The sequence below is a fragment of the Mycobacterium liflandii genome (assembly GCF_022354805.1).
Classification (GTDB): Bacteria; Actinomycetota; Actinomycetes; order Mycobacteriales; family Mycobacteriaceae; genus Mycobacterium; species Mycobacterium marinum.
The window spans coordinates 1,644,351-1,663,391 of record NZ_CP023138.1 but is presented as its reverse complement, the minus strand read 5'-3'; the positions used below and the strand labels follow the sequence as shown (position 1 = coordinate 1,663,391).

The following is a 19,041-nucleotide window of genomic DNA, read 5'->3' as shown; positions in this document are numbered from 1 at the left end:
GGCCGCGGCGCGCGCGGGTCACTCGTCATAGCCGAGGACCACAACCAGCACGGTCGATGTCCGGCTGGTTGCACCGGCGGTGGTGGTCAGATACGTCAGGTAGTACTCGTTGTCGACCGACTTGTCCACCGTAATTCCGACCCGGGTCGTGGCCGATCCATTCTCGGCGAATCGTCCCGAGGTGGGTACCACCGTGATCCCGCCGGTCGAGGACTCTCCGGTGATGGTGAACTCGTCTATGCCGGTGATCATCCGTTGTAGGTCGACCCTGACGGTTCGTGTCGTTCCGGGCGCAATCCTGATGATGGGTTGCGGGACATTGACCGTCACCGCCGAGCCGCCCGCGCCGAACGACGGTGGCGCCGATGACGGTCCGCTACCCCACTGCTTGTTGGGAACGGCGGCAAGCTCGAAGGCGACGTCGCCGCCTGTCGTGATGATCGACTCCGGAAGATAGGTCTGGTCAGTGGCCGCACCGTTGATGCGCAGCCCACTGATGTACCTCATGTGGCTGGGCGCGGACGCGCCGGGCGCGGAAAGCCGGATGAATTTGTCTGCGGGGAGGCTGATTACGGCCCGGTCAAACAATGGGGTATTCACCGTCAGGATCGGAGTCCCCGCCGTGATCGGATACAGACCGAGGGCCGCCCAGACATACCAGCTGGACAGCGCGCCCAGATCGTCGTTGCCGGGCGCGCCGTCGGGCGTGGCCGCGAACAGGCCGCGCACTCGGTTGACCGTCCGCTGCGTCTTCCACGGCGCTCCCAGGTAGTTGTAGATCCACGGCACCCCGAAACCCGGCTCATTGCCGGCCCACAGGTAGGGCTGGTTTGGGCCCACGTTGAGCTTCTTGGTGAAGCGATCCAGCCGGTTTTCCGCCGCCGCACGGCCGCCCAGCGCTGTCACCAGGCCGGCGATGTTTTGCGGCACCATCCACAGATATTGCTCGGCGTTGCCCTCGTCGAATCCGTCCTGACCAAACCCCTCCGGGATCTCGGTGAATCCCGGGCCGTCGGGGAAGAATCCCATCCGATCCCGTGGCGAGATGAAACCGGTGCTGGGGTTGAACAGGTTCTGCCAGTACTGCGACCGGTGCTGGAATTCGGCGGCGGTCTTGTCGTCGCCCAACGCCTGCGCGAATCGGGAGATGGTGAAGTCGTCGATGGCCCATTCCAGGGTGATCGATGCGCCCGCGATGCGCCCGCCGGTAGCGAATTCGCTCACCTGCGGCCCGAAACCCAACTCTTGGTAGGTGGTGATTCCCGGCCGCTCGACATAACCGTTGAGGCCGACGCCGCCCCGCGTCGCCGCGTTCACCATGTAACGCAGCGCGGTGTGAACGTCGAAGTCCTTGGCGCCGAAGGTATAGAGATTTACGATCAGCGGCACCGCATTGTCCCCGGTCATCATGCCCGTCGACGAATTCGCAAGGGGCCAGCGCGGAAACGCACCGCTCTGCTCTGCGTCGTTGACCAGTGACTGGGCCATGTCGCTGGCCTGGCTGGGGAAGAGCAGCCCTTGCAGAGCGGCCAGGCTGCGATAGGTGTCCCAGTCGGAGAAATTGGCATATTGGGTATGGCCCTGGGGCACCGTGTGAATGGCACCGTCAAACCCGAGGTATCGACCGTCGGCATCGTTGAAGGTGTTGGGGTGCAACAGTGAACGGTAGAGGCAGCTGTAGAAGGTCACCAGTTCGTCGGGGTCACGGCCGGCCACCGCGATGCGCAGCAGCGCCGCGTTCCACTCCCTCGCGGCGGCGGTGCGAACATCGTCGAAACTCGCCGCCCCCTCGGCCGCGAGGTTCGCTCGTGCGCCGTCGATGCCCACGTAGGAGATCACGGTTTGCACCTCGAGTGCGGCGCCGGACGGAAACTCCACATAAGCCCCGCTGCGCCGGGAATGCGCGCCGCGGACCCCGGCGTAGACGGCGTAGCCGTCCCACGCGCCGTAGGAGATGAACGGCTGGTTGAACTTCATCGCGAAGTACACGGTGTAGGTGTTGTTCTTGCCGCAGAATCCGCCGCTGGTCGCCCAACCGGTGATCGTGGTGTTGTCCGCCCCGAGCTGGATTGTCGAGCGCGAGTTGCCCGCCAGCGACGCCCCGGACTGCACCCGCAGCAAGGCCGGCCGGCCGGCCGGCCATCAAGAGGGTAGCTGAACCGGCCGAAGCCGGTGCGGGTGGTGGCAGTGAGCTCCGCGGTCACCCCGGTGGCCGGAAAGTGCACCGAGTAATAGCCGGGGACCCCCACTTCGCTGTCATCGTGGGCAATCCGCTCGGCCCCGCGCCAAGGTTGCACACTGATCGCGGTGGTGGTGGGCAACACCGAAATGTCGCCGAAGGCAGCGCAGCCCACCGAGGCGTGCGTCATGCTGAACCCGGTGGAACGGGGATTCTGGTAGTCGTAGCCGGCATAGTTGTCGGTGGTGTCCGGCGAGTACTGCACCATGCCGAACGGCACCGCTGCGCCGGGGAAATTGTTGATCTCCCCGACGATCTCGCCCCCGGTCCCGGTGCCGACCAGCGTGTCGAAGTAGTCGACGGGGTTAGCCACCAACGACGGTTCCCCGTCGTAGGCACGCGGCGGCGCGGCCGCAATCAACGGCAGCAACAGGCCCAGCACCGCGAGGAGCGCAGCAAGGCCCCGCAGCAACCTCGGTGACCGCATACGTGTCTCATTACTGCACGCCGAGCCTTCCCGTGGGGATTTCGGCATTAATCCAGGCCGATGACAGGACAATGCGCGCCATCACATTTTCGGCGATCGGTTCCAGGGCAACCGCCGGCATCCGCCGGCTCGACACCGTTAGCACCGGTAGTTGGGGCATTGCCGCAACGCTGCGCACCGGTTGGGCTAATGTCGGTCCGGATGTCGCCGGAGCAGATACCGGGGCCCCAAAATTCAGGAGATGCAAGACATGAAGGACCTCACCGCGGTGCTGGCAACTGCGGCGCTAAGCCTGACGCTGGTTGCCTGCGGGTCTGGCACGACGAGTGACAACAAGACCTCCACATCGACGTCCACGTCCACGTCCACGTCCACGTCGACGTCCACCACGACGTCGGCGACCAGCCCAACACCGGGCGCCCAAGCCAACTACACGATCGCTGACTACATCCGGGACAACGACATCCAGGAAACCCCCGTGCACCACGGCGACCCCGGATCCCCGAACATCGATCTGCCGGTACCCGACGGCTGGCAACTGCTGCCCGAAGGCTCGGGCGCACCCTACGGTGGCATCGCCTACACCCAACCCGCTGATCCCAGCGACCCGCCCACCATCGTGGCGATCTTGTCCAAACTCACCGGCAACGTCGAGGCCGCCAAGATTCTCGAATTCGCCCCGGGCGAGCTGAAAAACCTGCCCGGGTACGAGGGCAGCAACAACGGCAGTGCCTCCACACTCAGCGGCTTCCAGGCATGGCAGCTCGGCGGTTCCTACACCAAGAACGGCAAGCAGCGGGCGGTCGCGCAGAAGACGGTGGTGATCCCCAGCCAGGACGGCCTGTTCGTGCTTCAGCTCGACGCCGATGCCCTCGACAGCGAGCAAGACGTGTTGATGGATGCCACCGGCGTGATCGACGACCAGACCAAGATCACCCCCTAGCCGGGCGCGCCAACCAAAACGCACCGCGGAGCTGCACGCACTCCGCGGTGCGTTTTTCCTATCCCGTCCGCCAGGCCGGCGTGGCGCCGTCGCCTTGCGGGGCAGGCCGACCCGCAATCAGTCACAATCGTCAGGTCGGACAAGCGACTCAGCTTCCGATCAAGCCGCTGGCCGGTGTTCGTTGACATGACGAAGGGCGCCCATTGATACCACCGACCCGGCTCATCGTTGCGCTGTTGGCAGTGGCGACTCTGCTTGGCGGCGTCAGCGGTTGCTCGACCGATCGACCCACCAGCCCAGCATCCGGCGATCACGGGTCCGGCTGTCGTGAACTCGACGCGTCCCTTGAATGGCATGACGGCGTACGCGAGTTTCTGCAATCCGCCATCAATGCCAACAGCAAGTGCACCGGCACCGCCGACGGCGCTGCACACAAGGTCGCGATCTTCGACTGGGACAACACCGTCGTCAAGAACGACATCGGTTATGCGACCAATTACTACATGCTGACGCACGATTTGGTGCTGCAGCCCGCCAACCAGGATTGGCACAACACGGGGCGCTACCTGACCGATGCGGCCGCCGACGCGCTGAGTGCGGCTTGCGGCAAGGATGCGCCCGCCGGCGAGCCGCTTCCGACCAGCAGCAATGCGTTGTGCGCGGACGAGATCCTGTCGCTTCTTGGGGGCCAAACGACGACGGGACGGCCCGCTTTTGCCGGCAGTGACGCGCGTCGCCTGGAGGGTTCCTACGCCTGGGGCAACGCGCTGTCGGCCGGCTACAGCGCCGAGGAACTCGCCCAATTCGCCGCCGCGGCAAAGCAACAGAACCTCGCCGCCGATGTCGGCGCCACCCAGAAGGTGGGCACTGAGGATGTCGACGGCTACATTCGCGTCTATCCGCAGATCAAAGACCTCATCGCGACTCTGCAGGCCCATGGCATCGACGCCTGGGTGGTGTCGGCATCTCCCGAACCGGTCATCAAGGTGTGGGCGGGCGAAGTGGGCATCGATGACCAGCACGTCGTGGGTGTCCGCAGCGTTGCCGACCGATCCGGGAAACTGACCGCTCATCTCCTCGGCTGCGGCGGGGTTCGCGACGGCGAGGATTCGGTGATGCCGTTTGCCGACGGCAAGCGTTGTTGGGCCAATCAAGTCATCTTCGGCGTTGACGGCCCGCAAGCCTTCGACCAACTCCCGCAGGACCGTCGCCAGGTGCTTGCTGCGGGTGACTCGAACAGCGACGCCACCTTCGTGGGCGACGCGACCGCGGTGTCACTGGCCATCAACCGCAACAAAGCCGAGCTCATGTGCCGGGCCTACGACGGCCTGTACGCCAAAGGCGGCAAGTGGGCCGTCAACCCGATGTTCATGGACCCGCTCCCCCAGCACCCGCCGTATCCGTGTGGGCAGGCGTTCGTCAACTCCGACGGGTCGAAAGGACCGGTCCGCGACGCCGCCGGCAACCCCATCGCGGACCAGGTCGACTCGATCTTCTGATCGGTGGGTGCCTGCCACTGCGACGCTGCTGGGCGGGGCCGGCGTGATCGCCGAACAGAGCTGCACTCGCGGCGGCACTACCGCGCACCATCGTGTTGTCCTACGGTGTTTGCATGACAGAGCAGTCGTATCCGGTGGAGGTGGGGCATCCACCGTCAGCACTACTTCGTGCCATCAACCCGGTGCTCGGTTTTCTCTTGCGCACACCGCTCGCCGGCTCACTGGGCAACCAGCTGATGGTGCTCGACTTCACCGGCCGCAAGTCGGGACGGCACTTCTCACTTCCGTTGAGCGCCCATGTCATCGACAACGTGCTGTACGCCCTGACCGGCGCCGCATGGAAGTACAACTTCAGCGGTGGCGCCACCGCCCAGGTAGTGCACAACGGGAAGACGACCGCCATGCGCGGCGACCTCATCCGGGACCCGGACGCGGTCGCCGACCTGTGTCTGCGATGTGCCCGGTCTTACGGCCCGCGCCGCGCGCAGCGGATGATGGGTTTGAAGTTTCGCGACCGGCGGATCCCCACGCTCGAGGAGTTCACCGAGGCCGTCGACCGGCTGCAGTTTGCCGCGATCAAGTTGACTCCGGCCGGGTGACACTTCAGAAACCGTGCGAAATACATTGCGAAATAACGCTTCCCATGTTCTACGCGGGACCATGGCCTGGCTATTGTGTGTGGTGATAGCGGTGAGCCTGGTCGCGTGTGGCGGTGGGCGCCAAAAGACTCACTACGACGCGGCGCCATGTCCGGAGCCGAATTTTCCCGGCGTGCCCCAGGCGGAGCTGGGAGCCAACTACAGCTGCGGTTATCTCACCGTCCCGGGAAATCGCCTCGATCCACAGAGTCGCACCATCCGACTCCTGGTGGCACGGGTAAAAGCGGTCAGCGACAAGCCCAAGGCCGACCCCATCGTCTACCTCGCGGGTGGACCCGGGGGCGCCGCAACACTGAGCGCACCCCGGGTTGTCGCCGGCGGTTTGAACGCCGACCGCGACGTCATCTTCGTCAACCAGCGCGGCACCCTACACAGCGATCCACACCTGAGCTGTCCGGAAATGGATGACTTCGCGGTGCGGGCCCTCGATTTGGACTTCGAGGCCCCGGCTACCGCGGATCTGGACGCGGCGGCCGTCACCGCATGCCGAAACAGGCTGGTGGCTGAGGGCTTTCATCTGGCGTCCTACAGCTCACGGGAGAACGCGGCGGACATCGCTGCGCTACGCAAGCAACTGGGCATCGAGAAGTGGAACATCTACGGGGTCTCATACGGCAGCGACCTGGCGCAGCAGCTGCTGCGTACCCACCGCGAAGGCATCCGGTCGATGGTGTTGGACTCGGTGGTCCCGACGTCGTTCAACCTGATCGACCGCTGGTGGCAAGCCCCCGCAAGCGGCCTGGCCGCGATCATTGGAGCGTGCAATGACCAACCCGGGTGCGCGCAAGCCTATCCGGATCTGGCAACGGTGTTCGTCAACGTGGTCAGCACGCTGAGCCGGAAACCCTTGAAGGTCAGCACCTCTGATGCCAACGGCGACCCGGTGCAGGTCACTATCGATGGGTTCAAGGTGGTGCCCCTGGTGCTCAGCTGGAGCGCCGACCCAGCCAAGGTGACCGACATTCCGCGGATGATATTCGCGCTGGCCAGGGGTGAGGGCAGGCTGGCCGCCGCCGGGATTGCCGAGACTGTCCCGCCACCCGAGCAACGCGGCCTGCTGGGCGCCGGTCTGGCGCTGGGCACCTACTGCCAGGAGATGGCCAACTGGACCACGCCGGAGCAGGCGCTGTCGCGGGCACGAACAGCGATCCCCGGCCTGCCCGATTCGGTGCTGCGCATCACCCCGACCGGCAGTTGGATCTTCCGCGAGTGCGCCGCCTGGGGGTTGGGTAGATCCGACACTGCCGATCGTCTGTCGGTGTCCAGCGGGGTGCCCACCCTCATCCTGTCGGGCACGTTCGACTCCAGCACCGCGCCACAGTGGGCCGAGGAGATCACCCCCGGGCTGGGCAACTCGCAGCTGGTGCGGTTTCCCGGGGTGGGCCATGGTGTCCTGCCGAATTCGGCGTGCGCCCAGTCGATCGTGACGGCATTCGTCGACGATCCGAGCCGCGACATCGACAAATCCTGTCTCTGGAAAATGACGATGCCCACCTTCAGTCTGCCCGAGCCGGCCCGCTAGCCAGCTGGCCGAGGATTGCCTGCACCAGCCCGGCCAGCCGGGCATGATGGGAGCCGGCCCAGTAGATCCGTCCGCAGTCCGAGCAACGGCTGAAATCGTCGTAGTGCTGGCGAGTCAGCGGCTCCAGGCGATCGATGACCTCTTCCTTGGCAACCGGGACCAAGCGGCCGTTGCACCGCACGCAGCGCGACAGGGGCGCCAACCGCTGCCGCAGGTCCAATCGCCGTATCACTTCGAGCAGCTGTTCCTGGGGTTGCTGGGAGTGCACGAACAGGCCATGGGTGACCGCACGACGCTTCAGCAGCCCGCGGTCGCGGGTGAGCAGGATCCGCTGCTCGGCCAGGCTGATGTCGACCAGCGCCGGGTCGTCGGCCACGCTGGACCACCAAACATCGAGTCCGAGTAGTCGCATCAGCCGGGCGAGCCGACCGAGATTGACGTCGACCACAAACCGTGGATGACGCAGCGGCACCGGCCGCAGCCTGCTGGTCAGCCCGATGTCGAGCGCCTCGAACATCGGGTACACGGCGATCCGGTCGCCGGCCGCCGGCCGGTGGCCGAACTCTGCGGGTTCTCCGTTCACCAGGATGAGATCGATCTCGGTGTGCGGGATGCCCATCGCCTCCAGCACATCCTTGACCGTCTGATGGCTGCGGAACGGCCGGCGCACGGTCGCGCCGCGTGCCTGGGGCTCCAGGAAGTCGCCGAGTTCGGCGTAGGCCCGGACGTCCAGATAGCCGTCCATCATTCATATGTACCGCGCGGGACGCCCGGCGAGCCCATCCACCCGATCCGCGGCATGCTTTCCGTAACGTCGTGAGCAGCGACTAGACCACAAGAAGGATGGTTCGGGGTGTCCCGTCGAGATGACGTGCAGGGCCGGCCGGCCGTTGACACCCGGATACCGGAGTCGATGGCGGCACGTTTGCAGCGGGCACAGAGCTGGGCAATTGGCTCCGACCCCGGACTGCTGCGGCTACGGATGGCCACTCGGACCACCGCGGCGCTGGGCTGTTCGCTGCTGGTGTTGTACCTGCTGACGATGGCGACCGGGCAGCCGTTGACCGTCGCTCTGATCGGTGTCGTCATCACCATGATCGCGGCCCGTTCCGTCGACGATCCCGACTCCCGACAACAGCAGATCACCATGGCGCTGCTGCCGGTACCCGCGGCGCTGTCGATCAGCGTGGCCGCGCTGCTCGCGCCGCACCTGATCACCGCCGAGGTGGCGTTCGTGGTGATCGTGTTCGCCGCGGTCTATGTCCGCCGCTTCGGGCCGCGTGGACGGGCGCTGGGCATGGTCGCATTCATGGCCTACTTCTTCAGCCTGTATCTGCGGGCCGGGGTGGCCCAGTTGCCCTGGATGATCGGCGCCGTGCTGGTGGGCACCCTGTGCACGTTTGTGATGAGCACCTATGTGCTGCCCGACCGCCCAGAAAGTGTGCTGCGCGCCACGATTCGCTCGCTGCGAGCGCGGATGGCGATCGTGGTGGACACCGCCGCCGACACCGTGCGAGCGGGTCGGCTCGATGAGCGGCGGCGCCGCCGCATGCGGGCCCGGATTGCCCGGCTCAACGAGACCGCTTTGCTGGTGCAGAGCCAGATCGAGGACAAGACCCATCCCGCCACGCTGTGGCCGGGGATCAGCGCAGAGCAACTCGCACCGTGGCTGTTCGACGCCGAACTCTCGGTCGAATGGGTCGCCATCGCGGGCCACCGTGCCATGGCCATCGCCGAGGAGATACCGGCCGCCACCCGTATCGAGCTGGCTGACACGCTTACCCAACTCGCGTGGGCCATCCGGGGGCCGCGAACCGAGGGCCTGCACCAGGCCGCCAGCCGGGCTCAGCGGCTCCTGGACGGTCAGCCCGCCCCGGCCCCGACCGACGACCCGAGCCAGGGCGCCGTGCGCCCCGCCCGATCCGGACAACAACGCCGTGGTGCAGCCGGTACCCGAGGACACTGCGGCAGATGGTGGGCCCGGCGAAGCCGGGCTGGCGCCCACCACACGACAAGCCATCCAGGTCAGCATCGCGGCGTCACTGGCCATCGTCACCGGTGAGTTGGTTTCGCCGCTGCACTGGTATTGGGCGGTGATTGCGGCATTCGTGGTCTTTGCCGGCACCAATTCGTGGGGCGAAACCCTCACCAAGGGTTGGCAGCGGTTACTGGGCACCGTGCTCGGCGTGCCCTGCGGCGTGCTGGTCGCCACGGTGGTCGCCGGCGACAAGGTCTTCTCGGTCGTCATGATCTTCGCGTGCCTGTTCTTCGCCGTCTATTTCATGCAGGTCACCTACAGCCTGATGACGTTCTGGATCACCACGATGCTGGCGCTGCTCTACGGGCTGCTCGGCAAGTTCACCTTCGGTGTGCTGATGCTGCGGATCGAGGAGACCGCGATCGGCGCCGTCATTGGCGTTGCCGTCGCAATCCTGTTGCTGCCGAACACCATTGGCACGGTGGTACGCCGCGATACCCGGGCCTTCTTGACGACGCTGTCCGAATTGATCGAGATCTCCATCGCGACCATGTTCGACGACGACGTGACCGACAGCCCCACCGAGCGGGCGCGTGAACTCGACCGAGACCTGCAGCAGTTCCGGGTCACGGCCAAACCGATGCTCGCTGGTGTCGCCGGATTCGCCGGCCGAAGAAGCATCCAGCACTCGGTGCGGTTGCTCACCATCTGTGACCGCTACGCACGGATTCTGGCCCGCCGAAGCGAGCAATACCTGGATCCGGGATGTCCCCACGGACTTTCCGATGCCATCACGACCGCGGCGGCCCAGATCCGGCGCAACATCGACGCGCTGGTCACTGCCCTCGACGGGACCCAGGACGTGGCCATCACGCCCGCCGCCGACTCCCTCGATGCGGCCGAGGCGGTGGTCAGGCAGCACGCCGATGGCCTCGATCGGGCCGACCCCGGGTCCAATCCGCGTCACCTGCTGGCCGCGGTGAACTCGCTGCGCCGGATCGAAGGTGCTGTCGTCAACGCGGCCGTCCATTTCGGCGCCGACGCAGACCTGATGGCGCACGATCAGCCAGGGTGAATCGCGCCGGCGCGGCTGCCGAGTCGGTCCGCAATTCCGCGGCTAACCGGCCGGCGTAATCAACCCGTAGTGCCCGTCATAGCGGTGGTATAGCACCCCGGCGCGGCCCTGGGCGGCATCGATGAAGAACAAAAACGGTAGACCAAGGACGCCAAGTCGCTCGGCCGCCTCCGCCTCGGTCAGAGTGGGCGCCGGATGCGGGCTGATGGACAGCGGCAGCTCGAACGGGCTGAGCTGATCGGCGGTAGCGGGTGCAACCAGCGCCAACCGATAGCCGGTCGGACCGCCGCGGTAGAGGACGCCGGCCATGCCCGTGCCCTGCTCGGTGAAAAGGTGGAAATCGTAGTCGAGCAAACCCATTTCGGTGGCGGCGTCATCGACCGTGAAGGGCGCCATGGTGAACGACTTGCGGCGGATGACCTCGCGTTCCTCGGGCGGACGCGGAAAGTAGGTGTCGCGTTGCCGGGGCTCGGATTCGTGCCGCCATTCGGCGCGACCGGCGTCGGGCTGCTGACCGCGTCGCGCCTCCCAGTGCTCGGCCACCCGCTCCAGCCGGCGCCGCAGTCGCGCATCGAGCCGATCGATCGCCTCCTGCGCGGTAGCGCCATGAACCTGGGCGCGGACCAACCGCCCGTCGACGTTGAAATTGGCCTGCGCGACCACCGGTCGCGACACCGCCGGATCGGGATGCTGGGAGATTCGAACGCGGGCAGAAAGCACCGGCCGGTGCGCCAAGCGGCCGAGTTGGCCGATCTTGGTGCGCGCGTATTCGGCCGCACCGGGCAAGTCGCCGCGGGCGCTCACCTCGACATCGATAACGGGTGGCAAATCTGCTTTGTGTCGCATGACTCATTCCTACGCGGCGAATCTGGATGCGGGGCAGGGCCAAAGGTCCTCGCGCCAGGGACGGAAAGTCACCCCCGGCAAGTCCGGGCCTTGACGATCGGCCCATCCACCGCACGTCCGAGCACTGTGCAATTTGCCCTTTCGCCGCCTACCTGTGAGTGGGACTCTTCGAGCAGAAACATCGCGACCGGGATGCATTCGGCTGCAGCGTCGCATCTGACTGCAATACGCCTTGCTGGCATTGAACCTAAGCCGATAAGCGGGTTACCAGGATCTCTCGGAGGGGCACATGTCGTTCACGGTCGTGGAGCCGCAGATGTTGACGGCGGCCGCCGCGGATCTAGCGAAGATTGGTGCGGCGATCGATACGGTGAGCACCGCGGCAGCCGCCTCGACCACCAACTTGCTGCCCGCGGCCGCTGACGAGGTGTCGGCGGCCATCGCCTCGCTGTTCGGCACCCACGCCCTGGCGTATCAAGCCATTGGCGCGCAGGCTGCGACGTTTCATGACGGGTTTGTGCAAGCGCTGTCGCGGGCGGCGAGTCGGTATGCGGCCAGCGAAGTGGCCAACGTCGAGCAGCACCTGCTGGGGCTGATCAACGCGCCGACGCAGGCGCTGTTCGGTCGCCCACTGATCGGCAACGGCGCCGATGGCGCACCCGGTGCCGATGGCGCACCCGGTACCGGACAGACCGGACAGGCGGGCGGGCTCTTGTGGGGCAATGGCGGCGCCGGCGGATCTGGAGCGCCCGGCCAGTCCGGCGGCAACGGCGGGGCCGCCGGATTCATTGGCTCCGGCGGCAGCGGTGGAACCGGCGGCGCCGGCGGCTCGGCGTGGCTGCTCGGGACCGGCGGAACCGGCGGGGCAGGCGGTTGGGCCGCCGCGGGAGCAACCGGTGGCATCGGCGGGCAGGGCGGCGCCGGCGGATGGCTTTACGGAAACGGTGGAATCGGTGGGCAGGGTGGAGCCGGTGCGCTGGGCGGGGCGGGCGGTAGCGGCGGGGCCGCCCGGCTCTTCGGCATCGGCGGGGCCGGCGGCGCCGGCGGCCACGGAGTGGCCGGCACCGCGGGAACCACGGCCAGCAGCGCGGGTGTTTCCGGCACCGATGGCGGGGCCGGCGGCATCGGCGGTGATGGCGGAGCCGGCGGCGCCGGCGGGCTGTTGATCGGTAATGGCGGGGCCGGCGGGGCCGGCGGCCTCGGCGGATTGGGTGGGGTCGGCGGGGATGGCGGCAACGGTGGGGCCGGCGGGGCCGGCGGGGATGGTGGCGGCGGGGGCAAGAGCGGCTGGCTCGGCCTCGCGGGTGCGCACGGCGGCGGTGGGACGGGCGGATCCGGCGGCGCGGGTGGGGCTGCCGGTGACGGCGGCGACGGCGCTACCGGCGTCAGCGGGGGGGACGGGAGTTCCGGCGGCAACGGGGGCAATCCGGGCATCGGCGGGGCCGGCGGAGCCGGCGGCACCGGTGCCGGCGGAGCGCGCGCCGCAGACGGCGCCACCGGCAACAGTCCCACCAGCGGCGGCAACGGCGGCAACGGCGGGGCCGGCGCGGACGCCATCGGATCGGGCCAGTCCGGTGGCGCGGGCGGCGCCGGCGGCAACGGGGGCCGAGTCGGCAACGGCGGCAACGGTGGGGCCGGCGGTAATGGCTTCCTGGGGGCACCCGCATTTTCCAGCAATCCCGGCGGCAACGGCGGCAACGGTGGGGCCGGCGGAGCCGGCGGAAACGGTGGCATCCAGGCCGGTAACGGCGGTGATGGTGGCGCGGGCGGACACGGTGGTGCCGGGGCGACCGGCGGCAGCGGCACCAACGGTTTTGACGGGGCTTTCTCAGGCGCCGACGGCTCGCCCGGCGGTAACGGGGGCAAGGGCGGCACGGGTGGAGCCGGCGGCAACGGCGGGACCGCCGGTCTGGCGCTGGCGGCCACGGGTCACGACGGCGGCCACGGTACGGGTGGGGCCGGGGGCAACGGCGGGGCGGGCGGCTCCGCGGGTAACGGGGGCAACGGCGCCAAGGGAGTCAGCGGCGTCAACAACGGCACCGGCGGCAATGGCGGCGACGGCGGTACCCCTGGCATCGGCGGGACCGGTGGGGCCGGCGGCGACAGCGGCGGCGGCAGCCACGGGGCCACCGGCTCCGACGGCGCCACCCCCACAGCGGCGGCAACGGCGGAAAGGGTGGCGACGGCGCTGATGACACCGGCTTTGGCCAAACCGGCGGTAATGGCGGTCGTGGTGGCAATGGTGGCCTGGTCGGCAACGGCGGCGACCGCGGGACGGGCGGGGCCGGCGGGACCGGCCTGGGGGGCCTGACCAACAGCTTCCCCGGCTCGTCGGGCACCGGCGGCGATCCCGGTGGCACCGGCGGCAACGGTGGCGCTGGCGGCTCCGGCGGCTTTTTTGCCGGTGACGGCGGCAACGGCGGCGCCGGTGGGGTCGGGGGCACCGGCGGTGACGGCGGCAACGGCGCTACCGGCGGCACCGGCGCCACCGCGGGTGCCAACGGTCAAGACGGCGGCAACGGCGGGACCGGAGGAACCGGTGGGCAGGGCGGGGCGGGCGGGGCCGGCGGGGCCACCTTCACCGGCAAGGCGGGGACCCAAGGCGCGGGTGGGGCCGGCGGGGCCGGCGGCAACGCGGGCAACGGCGGCAGCGGCGCTACCGGTGCCGACGGCGCCACCGTCGGCACCGGCGTGGACGGTCAAGACGGCGGCAACGGCGGTGCAGGCGGGACTGGCGGGCAGGGCGGCGCTGGCGGCGACGGCGGAGCGGGCAGCACCACCGGCAACCAAGGCGGCGGCGGCGCGGGCGGTAACGGCGGAGGCGGCGGTGCGGGCGGTAACGGCGGCAGTGGCGCCAACGGCGCGGACGGCAGCATTTCGGGCCTCGGCGGCCAGGCCGGCGGCAACGGCGGCGATGGTGGCGACGCGGGGGTCGGCGGTTCCGGCGGGGATGGTGGCGCCGGGCTGACCGTGGGCGCACACGGTGCCACCGGCAACGTCGTCGCAAACGGTGGCAATGGCGGCCAGGGCGGCAACGGCGGCAACGCCCTGATCGGAACCAGCGACGGCGGAGCGGGCGGGGCCGGCGGGGCCGGCGGTAAGGCTTGGCTGATGGGCGACGGCGGTTCCGGCGGCCACGGCGGCAACGGCGGCGCGGGCGGCTCCAGCCCGCAGGGCAGCGGCGGAGGCGGCGGCAACGGCGGCGCCAGCGGTACCGGAGGCGACGCCGGGCTGCAGGAGGGTGGGGGCGGAACCGGCGGTGACGGCGGCAACGGCGGCGCCGGCGGCACCGGCAAGGCCAGCAGCGCCACCGGCGGCATCGGCGGGGCGGCAGCAACGGCGGCGCGGCCGGGCAGGTCGGCGACGGCGGGGGCGGCGGAACCGGCGGCAACGGCGGCAACGGCGGCGCCGGTCGCGACGGGGCCATGGGCGGAACCGGCGGCACCGGCGGCGACGCGGGGATGGTCGGCAACGGCGGGGGCGGCGGAACCGGCGGCAACGGCGGCAACGGCGGCAACGGCAATGCGGGCGGCGGGCCCGGGATCGGCGGCAACGGCGCCGAGGGCGGCGCCGGCGGCAGCGGGGGCAGTAGCTCGGGCAACGGCGGCGCCGGCGGCAAGGGTGGGTCCGGTGGCACTGGAGGTGCGGGGCAGTTCGGCAACACCGGCGGCACCGGCGCCAACGGCACTTTCGACAATGGCGGGGATGGTCGCGGCGGCGCTGGCGGCACCGGCGGTACCGGCGGCACCGGCGGCAACGGGGGCGTAGGCGGAAATGGCGGGGCGGGCGGCAAGGCGATCTCGCCAACGGGCCAGGATGGCGCCCAGGGCGCCGGCGGAAATGGCGGAGCCGGGGGCACCGGTGGAAACGGCGGCTTCGGCGGTAGCGGAGGCAGCGACGCGGACGGCACGCTGTTCAGCAGCCTGGCCGGGACGGGCGGCACCGGTGGTAACGGCGGCACCGGCGGCGACGGTGGAGCCGGTGGTGCGGGCGGCGCTCCCGGCACCGGTTTGATCCCGGGTAGCACTGGCGCGGCGGGTGCAACCGGCCGCGCCGGAACGGGCGGATTCGGCGGGAACGGGGGTTTGGGCTCGGCCTTCGGTCCCGGCGGCACCGGCGGCGACGGCGGCAGCGGCGGCTCCAGCAGCACCAGCGCCGACGGTGGCGGCGGGACCGGCGGCGCCGGCGGGACCGGGTTCGACGGCAGTGCTGGTGGGGCCGGCGGGAACGGGGGCCAGGGTGGCGACGGCCTCGGGACGGCCGGAGACGGCGGCAACGGCGGCACGGGCGGCAAGGGCTCCAACGCCCCCATCGGCTTCTCGTTCGGCGGCGCGGGCGGCAAGGGCGGAACCGGTGGCACCGGCGGAACCGCGCACCTGGGCCCGTTGGCCATCCACGGCCAATCCGGCGATCCCGGTCAGTCGGGGCCCCCCGTGGTTGACGGCAACGGCGGAGCCGGCGGCCAAGGTGGGCCTGGCGGCGCTGGCGGCAGCTTCTAGCTCCCCGGGTCTGCCCGTATCGGGCTGGTCAAGCCCGTTGGGTGCACCGGCCGGCGGCCGGTGAAGGCGATCAGCCGATCAAGCACCGAGGCAAAGGCGCCGACCGCCACCGGCGCGGCGAAGCCCGCGGAATTGCGTGCTGCCGGGGTGATCACCTTGCCGGCGACCGTGAGCACATACTCGGTCACCGTGTCGGACACCACCACCCGCCGATCGGTTGCGAACGCGAAATCCCAAGCATGAACCAGCAATTCCAGACAGAGAATGCCCACCGGCACCGCGGCAGGAACTTGGTTAGCGTTCAGTTCGACGGTGCCGTCCACGCCCCGTCGCCGCCACGCTTCCAGCACGGCCTGGCCCGCATCCGCCACTTGGGTTTCCAGGGGCGCATCCAGATCGCGCGGTGGCAGCTGTGCACCGGCAGCGCTGCCGATGATCGTCAGAGAACGCATCAGGTGGTCGGCAAACTGCACGACATCGTATTGGCTGCACGGCGTTTGGCGCGCCAGGTCGGCGGGCTCGAGCGCACGCAGCACGTGCTGAACCACTGCCGATGTCGCTTCCGCACAGGATAATTCGTCAAGCGGATCGGGAACCGCCGCCCATTCATCGGGGCCGGCGTCCCCCTGCAGGGCGGCGGCGACCAGCCGACCCAGATAGTGGCTCCAGCCCTCGGCGTGAGGAGCGGCCTGTTGCTCGGTCAGCCCCTCGTGGACCAACCGGATCTCGGTGCCGTCGGGGGCCGGCGCCAGCGTAACGGTCACCGTCGACTCCCCCGGCGCTGGATCGCCGTGGCCTTCCCAGCCCCAGGACAAGACCAGCCGCTGACCCGGGTCCGCTTCGACAACGGCTCCCACCGCGGTGTGTCCCGGAGTCACCGTCCAGCGGTACACACCCGCGTCGTAAGGCTCGATGCGAGCCGTGATGGCCATCCAGCGCCGCAGGCCTTCGGGTCGGGTGAACAGCGCGAAGCTCTGGGCTGGATCCACCGGCAGAACGACTGCATTTTCCAACGGCATGGCGCGCTCTCCTGAGACGATTTCCGCCGGTAGACCAGGCGGGGCTGGCTCATAGCCCGAGTCTAGGCTCTCTGGCGAGTTCAACTTCGCGCGTTGCCGCGCAGCGGGCCGGCTCCCGCCGCGGCATGGGCTCGGGAGATCGCCGGCGGTGGGTAACCGGCGCCACGCACCTCGCGGTGCACCGCTGCGATCACGGCTTCCACTCCGGCTTCGACCACCAAGGCGATCACGCAGCCGCCGACCCCCCCGCCGGTCATTCGGGCGCCCAGGGCACCCGCGCGGACCGCGGCATCGGCGATCAGGTCGATGTGTTCGGTGGTGATTTCGAAGTCGTCGCGCATCGACGCGTGCGAGGCGGTGAAGATGCGCCCGGCGGCGGTGAAGTCGCAATCACGCAGCGCGGCAACGAATTCATGCACGCGCCGGTTTTCGGTCAGCACGTGGCGGGCGCGACGAGCATCGATGGGGTCGCCGATCGCGGTCAGCGACGAGAGCTCCGCGACGTCGCGCAAGGACGGCGCGTGCAGCGCCTTGGCCGCCCGCTCACACGAGGCGCGCCGTGCCGCGTATTCGCCGCCGGCGTGCCGATGCCGGGCCCGGGAATCGATGAGCAGTAGGGCAACCCCGTGGGCATCCGGATCAAACTGGACCGCCTGCACGCTCAGATCCCGGAAGTCGATCAGCAGCGCGGTCGCCGGCGCCCCGAAAAGCGCGGCCAGTTGGTCGAGTAAACCCGTTGGGGCCCCGACGTATTCGTTTTCGGCCCGCTGCGCGAGCCGGGCCTGCTCGATCCGGTCGATCTCGACACCGGCCGCCGACGTGATCGCCCCCAGCACCGCACACTCGAGCGCGGCCGAGGATGAGAGCCCCGAGCCGATCTCGACGTCGCTGCTGATCGATATCGCGCCACCGGACACCGGATGACCCGCGCAGCGTAGCGCCCAGATCACCCCGGCCACGTATCCGGCCCAGCCGCTCACCCCACCGGGCACGGTGTCCAGCGGAATCCGCACCGCGCCGTCCATCAGGTCGCTGCTGGCGGTGAGCGCATCGCCGTGGTCGGGCACAAGCGTCGCCACCGCGCGCTGCGGCAGCGCGATCGGCAGCGCCCAGCCCAGGTTGTAGTCGGTGTGCTCCCCGATCAGATTGATCCGCCCCGGTGCGGCGTAGCGGATGGTCACCCGAGTTCCCGCAGCCGCTCGGCCACCGTTTCCGGTGTCACGTCACTGATGAACGCGCCCATCGCCGACTCGGAGGCGGCGAGGTATTTCAGCGCCGTCGCGCTGCGACGGATAGACATCAGCTCCACATGAAAATAGCCCTCGCGCTGGGCTTCGGTGTCGCGGTATTGATGCAGCGCGGAAATGTAGGGCAGCGGGCCCGAATACATCCGGTCGAACCGGCGCAACACGTCGAGATAGATCTCGGTGAACTCGTTGCACTCAGCGGCATCGAGATCAACAAGGTTGCGCACGAACCTATTCGGGTAGATGTGCACCTCGACCGGCCAGCGCGCGGCGAACGGCACGAACGCGGTGAACCGGTCACCGCGGGCGACGATGCGGCTACCGTCGGCAACCTCGCGTGCCAGCAGATCTTCGAACAGATTGCAGCCGTGCCGCATTCGATGCCGGCCGGCTTGCTCGAGCATGACCGAGGTGCGGGGGGTGAGGAACGGGTAGCCGTAGATCTGACCGTGCGGATGGGTGAGAGTCACGCCGATTTCCTCACCACGGTTCTCGAAGCAGAACACCTGCTCGATACCCGGCTGACCGATCAGGTCGCCGGTGCGATGCCGCCACGCCTCGATGACCAGGCGGGCATGCGGAGCCGGCAGATCGGCGAACGAGCCGCCGTGGTCGCTGGAGAAGCAGATCACCTCGCAGCGGCCATCGCCCGGCGCCGACACAAAGCCGTCGCCACCCGGTGGCGGCCCACCATTGCCCGACAGGCTCGGAAATCGGTTCTCGAAGACCACGACGTCATAGTCGCGCGCCGGCACCTCGCTGGTCAGCCCGGTCGGGCTCGGACACAGCGGACACTGATCCGGCGGCGGTTTGTAGGTGCGGTCCTGACGCAGGGCCGCGACGATCACCCACTGCCCCGTTGATCGGTCGAACCGCAGCTCCGATTGATGCGGATGCCGTGGCGGCAGCGGGCGGCGGTCGGCCACCGGCGCCGGAACGTTCCCGGGCAACGCGAAAAAGAGCACCTCACGGCCATCGGCCAGCTTCGCCCGGGTCGGCGCCGTCACGATATCGAACACTAACCGAACCGAGGCGAGGGCAGCGGCCATCCCCGCCGTTGCTGGCGTGCGGTGTGATCCCCGCCGCAC

Annotated in this window: 14 protein-coding genes and 2 pseudogenes; 9 read left to right on the top strand and 7 right to left on the bottom strand. The window is 69.1% G+C overall.

Going from position 1 to position 19,041, the window contains the following annotated elements; all coding sequences use genetic code 11:
* Positions 1–18: 18 nt before the first annotated feature.
* A pseudogene (locus tag CKW46_RS07560) lies at positions 19–2,666 on the bottom strand (GH92 family glycosyl hydrolase).
* A 10-nt stretch (positions 2,667–2,676) separates the two neighbouring features.
* Positions 2,677–2,826, bottom strand: a complete 150-nt coding sequence (locus CKW46_RS07555; protein ID WP_012392871.1) for a hypothetical protein — start codon at positions 2,824–2,826, stop codon at positions 2,677–2,679.
* A 90-nt stretch (positions 2,827–2,916) separates the two neighbouring features.
* Here CKW46_RS07555 and lpqN point away from each other — a divergent pair, with 90 nt between their 5' ends.
* The 4 genes from lpqN (at position 2,917) to CKW46_RS07535 (ending at position 7,289) form a co-directional block, all read left to right on the top strand.
* Positions 2,917–3,609: an envelope biogenesis lipoprotein LpqN gene (gene lpqN / locus CKW46_RS07550; RefSeq protein WP_015354630.1), complete on the top strand. Its 693-nt coding sequence runs from the start codon at positions 2,917–2,919 to the stop codon at positions 3,607–3,609.
* A 203-nt stretch (positions 3,610–3,812) separates the two neighbouring features.
* Positions 3,813–5,108, top strand: coding sequence for a haloacid dehalogenase-like hydrolase (locus CKW46_RS07545; RefSeq protein WP_015354629.1), 1,296 nt, complete (start codon positions 3,813–3,815; stop codon positions 5,106–5,108).
* Between the two features lie 113 nt (positions 5,109–5,221).
* A complete protein-coding gene (locus CKW46_RS07540; RefSeq protein ID WP_117437910.1) occupies positions 5,222–5,707 on the top strand; it encodes a hypothetical protein in 486 nt (161 codons plus the stop codon).
* Between the two features lie 91 nt (positions 5,708–5,798).
* Positions 5,799–7,289 (top strand): alpha/beta fold hydrolase, encoded by a 1,491-nt coding sequence (locus CKW46_RS07535; RefSeq protein ID WP_252872701.1) that lies wholly within the window; start codon positions 5,799–5,801, stop codon positions 7,287–7,289.
* Here CKW46_RS07535 and CKW46_RS07530 read toward each other — a convergent pair.
* Complete coding sequence (locus tag CKW46_RS07530) at positions 7,264–8,034, bottom strand: Mut7-C RNAse domain-containing protein (protein WP_015354627.1); 771 nt, start codon at positions 8,032–8,034, stop codon at positions 7,264–7,266. The two genes, CKW46_RS07535 and CKW46_RS07530, sit on opposite strands and share 26 nt — an antisense overlap.
* Before the next feature lie 237 nt (positions 8,035–8,271).
* Between CKW46_RS07530 and CKW46_RS07525 the strand changes: the two genes are divergently transcribed.
* Entirely contained in the window at positions 8,272–9,351 is a 1,080-nt protein-coding gene (locus tag CKW46_RS07525) for a hypothetical protein (protein ID WP_482053029.1), read from the top strand.
* A 31-nt stretch (positions 9,352–9,382) separates the two neighbouring features.
* Positions 9,383–10,342, top strand: coding sequence for an FUSC family protein (locus tag CKW46_RS07520; RefSeq protein WP_252872702.1), 960 nt, complete (start codon positions 9,383–9,385; stop codon positions 10,340–10,342).
* 42 nt (positions 10,343–10,384) lie between these two features.
* Here the strand turns inward: CKW46_RS07520 and CKW46_RS07515 are convergent, their stop codons facing one another.
* The gene (locus tag CKW46_RS07515) at positions 10,385–11,188 is read right to left on the bottom strand and encodes a sigma 54 modulation/S30EA ribosomal C-terminal domain-containing protein (RefSeq protein ID WP_117437908.1); all 804 of its coding nucleotides are present in this window, start codon (positions 11,186–11,188) and stop codon (positions 10,385–10,387) included.
* A gap of 289 nt (positions 11,189–11,477) precedes the next feature.
* Here CKW46_RS07515 and CKW46_RS07510 point away from each other — a divergent pair, with 289 nt between their 5' ends.
* From CKW46_RS07510 to CKW46_RS07500, 3 genes and pseudogenes are all read left to right on the top strand, one after another.
* Positions 11,478–13,499 (top strand): PE family protein, encoded by a 2,022-nt coding sequence (locus CKW46_RS07510; protein WP_499018994.1) that lies wholly within the window; start codon positions 11,478–11,480, stop codon positions 13,497–13,499.
* 93 nt (positions 13,500–13,592) lie between these two features.
* Positions 13,593–14,156: a hypothetical protein gene (locus CKW46_RS07505; protein WP_499019367.1), complete on the top strand. Its 564-nt coding sequence runs from the start codon at positions 13,593–13,595 to the stop codon at positions 14,154–14,156.
* A gap of 206 nt (positions 14,157–14,362) precedes the next feature.
* Positions 14,363–15,687, top strand: a pseudogene (locus CKW46_RS07500) (PE family protein); the annotation flags it as partial.
* On the opposite strand, the gene CKW46_RS07495 reads toward CKW46_RS07500, so the two are convergent.
* The 3 genes from CKW46_RS07495 to galT are packed head-to-tail and all read right to left on the bottom strand — an operon-like array spanning position 15,684 to position 18,972.
* Complete coding sequence (locus CKW46_RS07495) at positions 15,684–16,790, bottom strand: TIGR03086 family metal-binding protein (RefSeq protein WP_482053027.1); 1,107 nt, start codon at positions 16,788–16,790, stop codon at positions 15,684–15,686. The pseudogene CKW46_RS07500 and the gene CKW46_RS07495 overlap by 4 nt on opposite strands.
* A complete protein-coding gene (locus CKW46_RS07490; protein WP_482053026.1) occupies positions 16,787–17,887 on the bottom strand; it encodes a galactokinase in 1,101 nt (366 codons plus the stop codon). Before CKW46_RS07490 ends, CKW46_RS07495 begins: the two co-directional genes overlap by 4 nt.
* Positions 17,884–18,972: a galactose-1-phosphate uridylyltransferase gene (gene galT, locus CKW46_RS07485; protein WP_499018992.1), complete on the bottom strand. Its 1,089-nt coding sequence runs from the start codon at positions 18,970–18,972 to the stop codon at positions 17,884–17,886. The genes CKW46_RS07490 and galT overlap by 4 nt, the downstream gene beginning before the upstream one ends.
* Positions 18,973–19,041 lie beyond the last annotated feature (69 nt).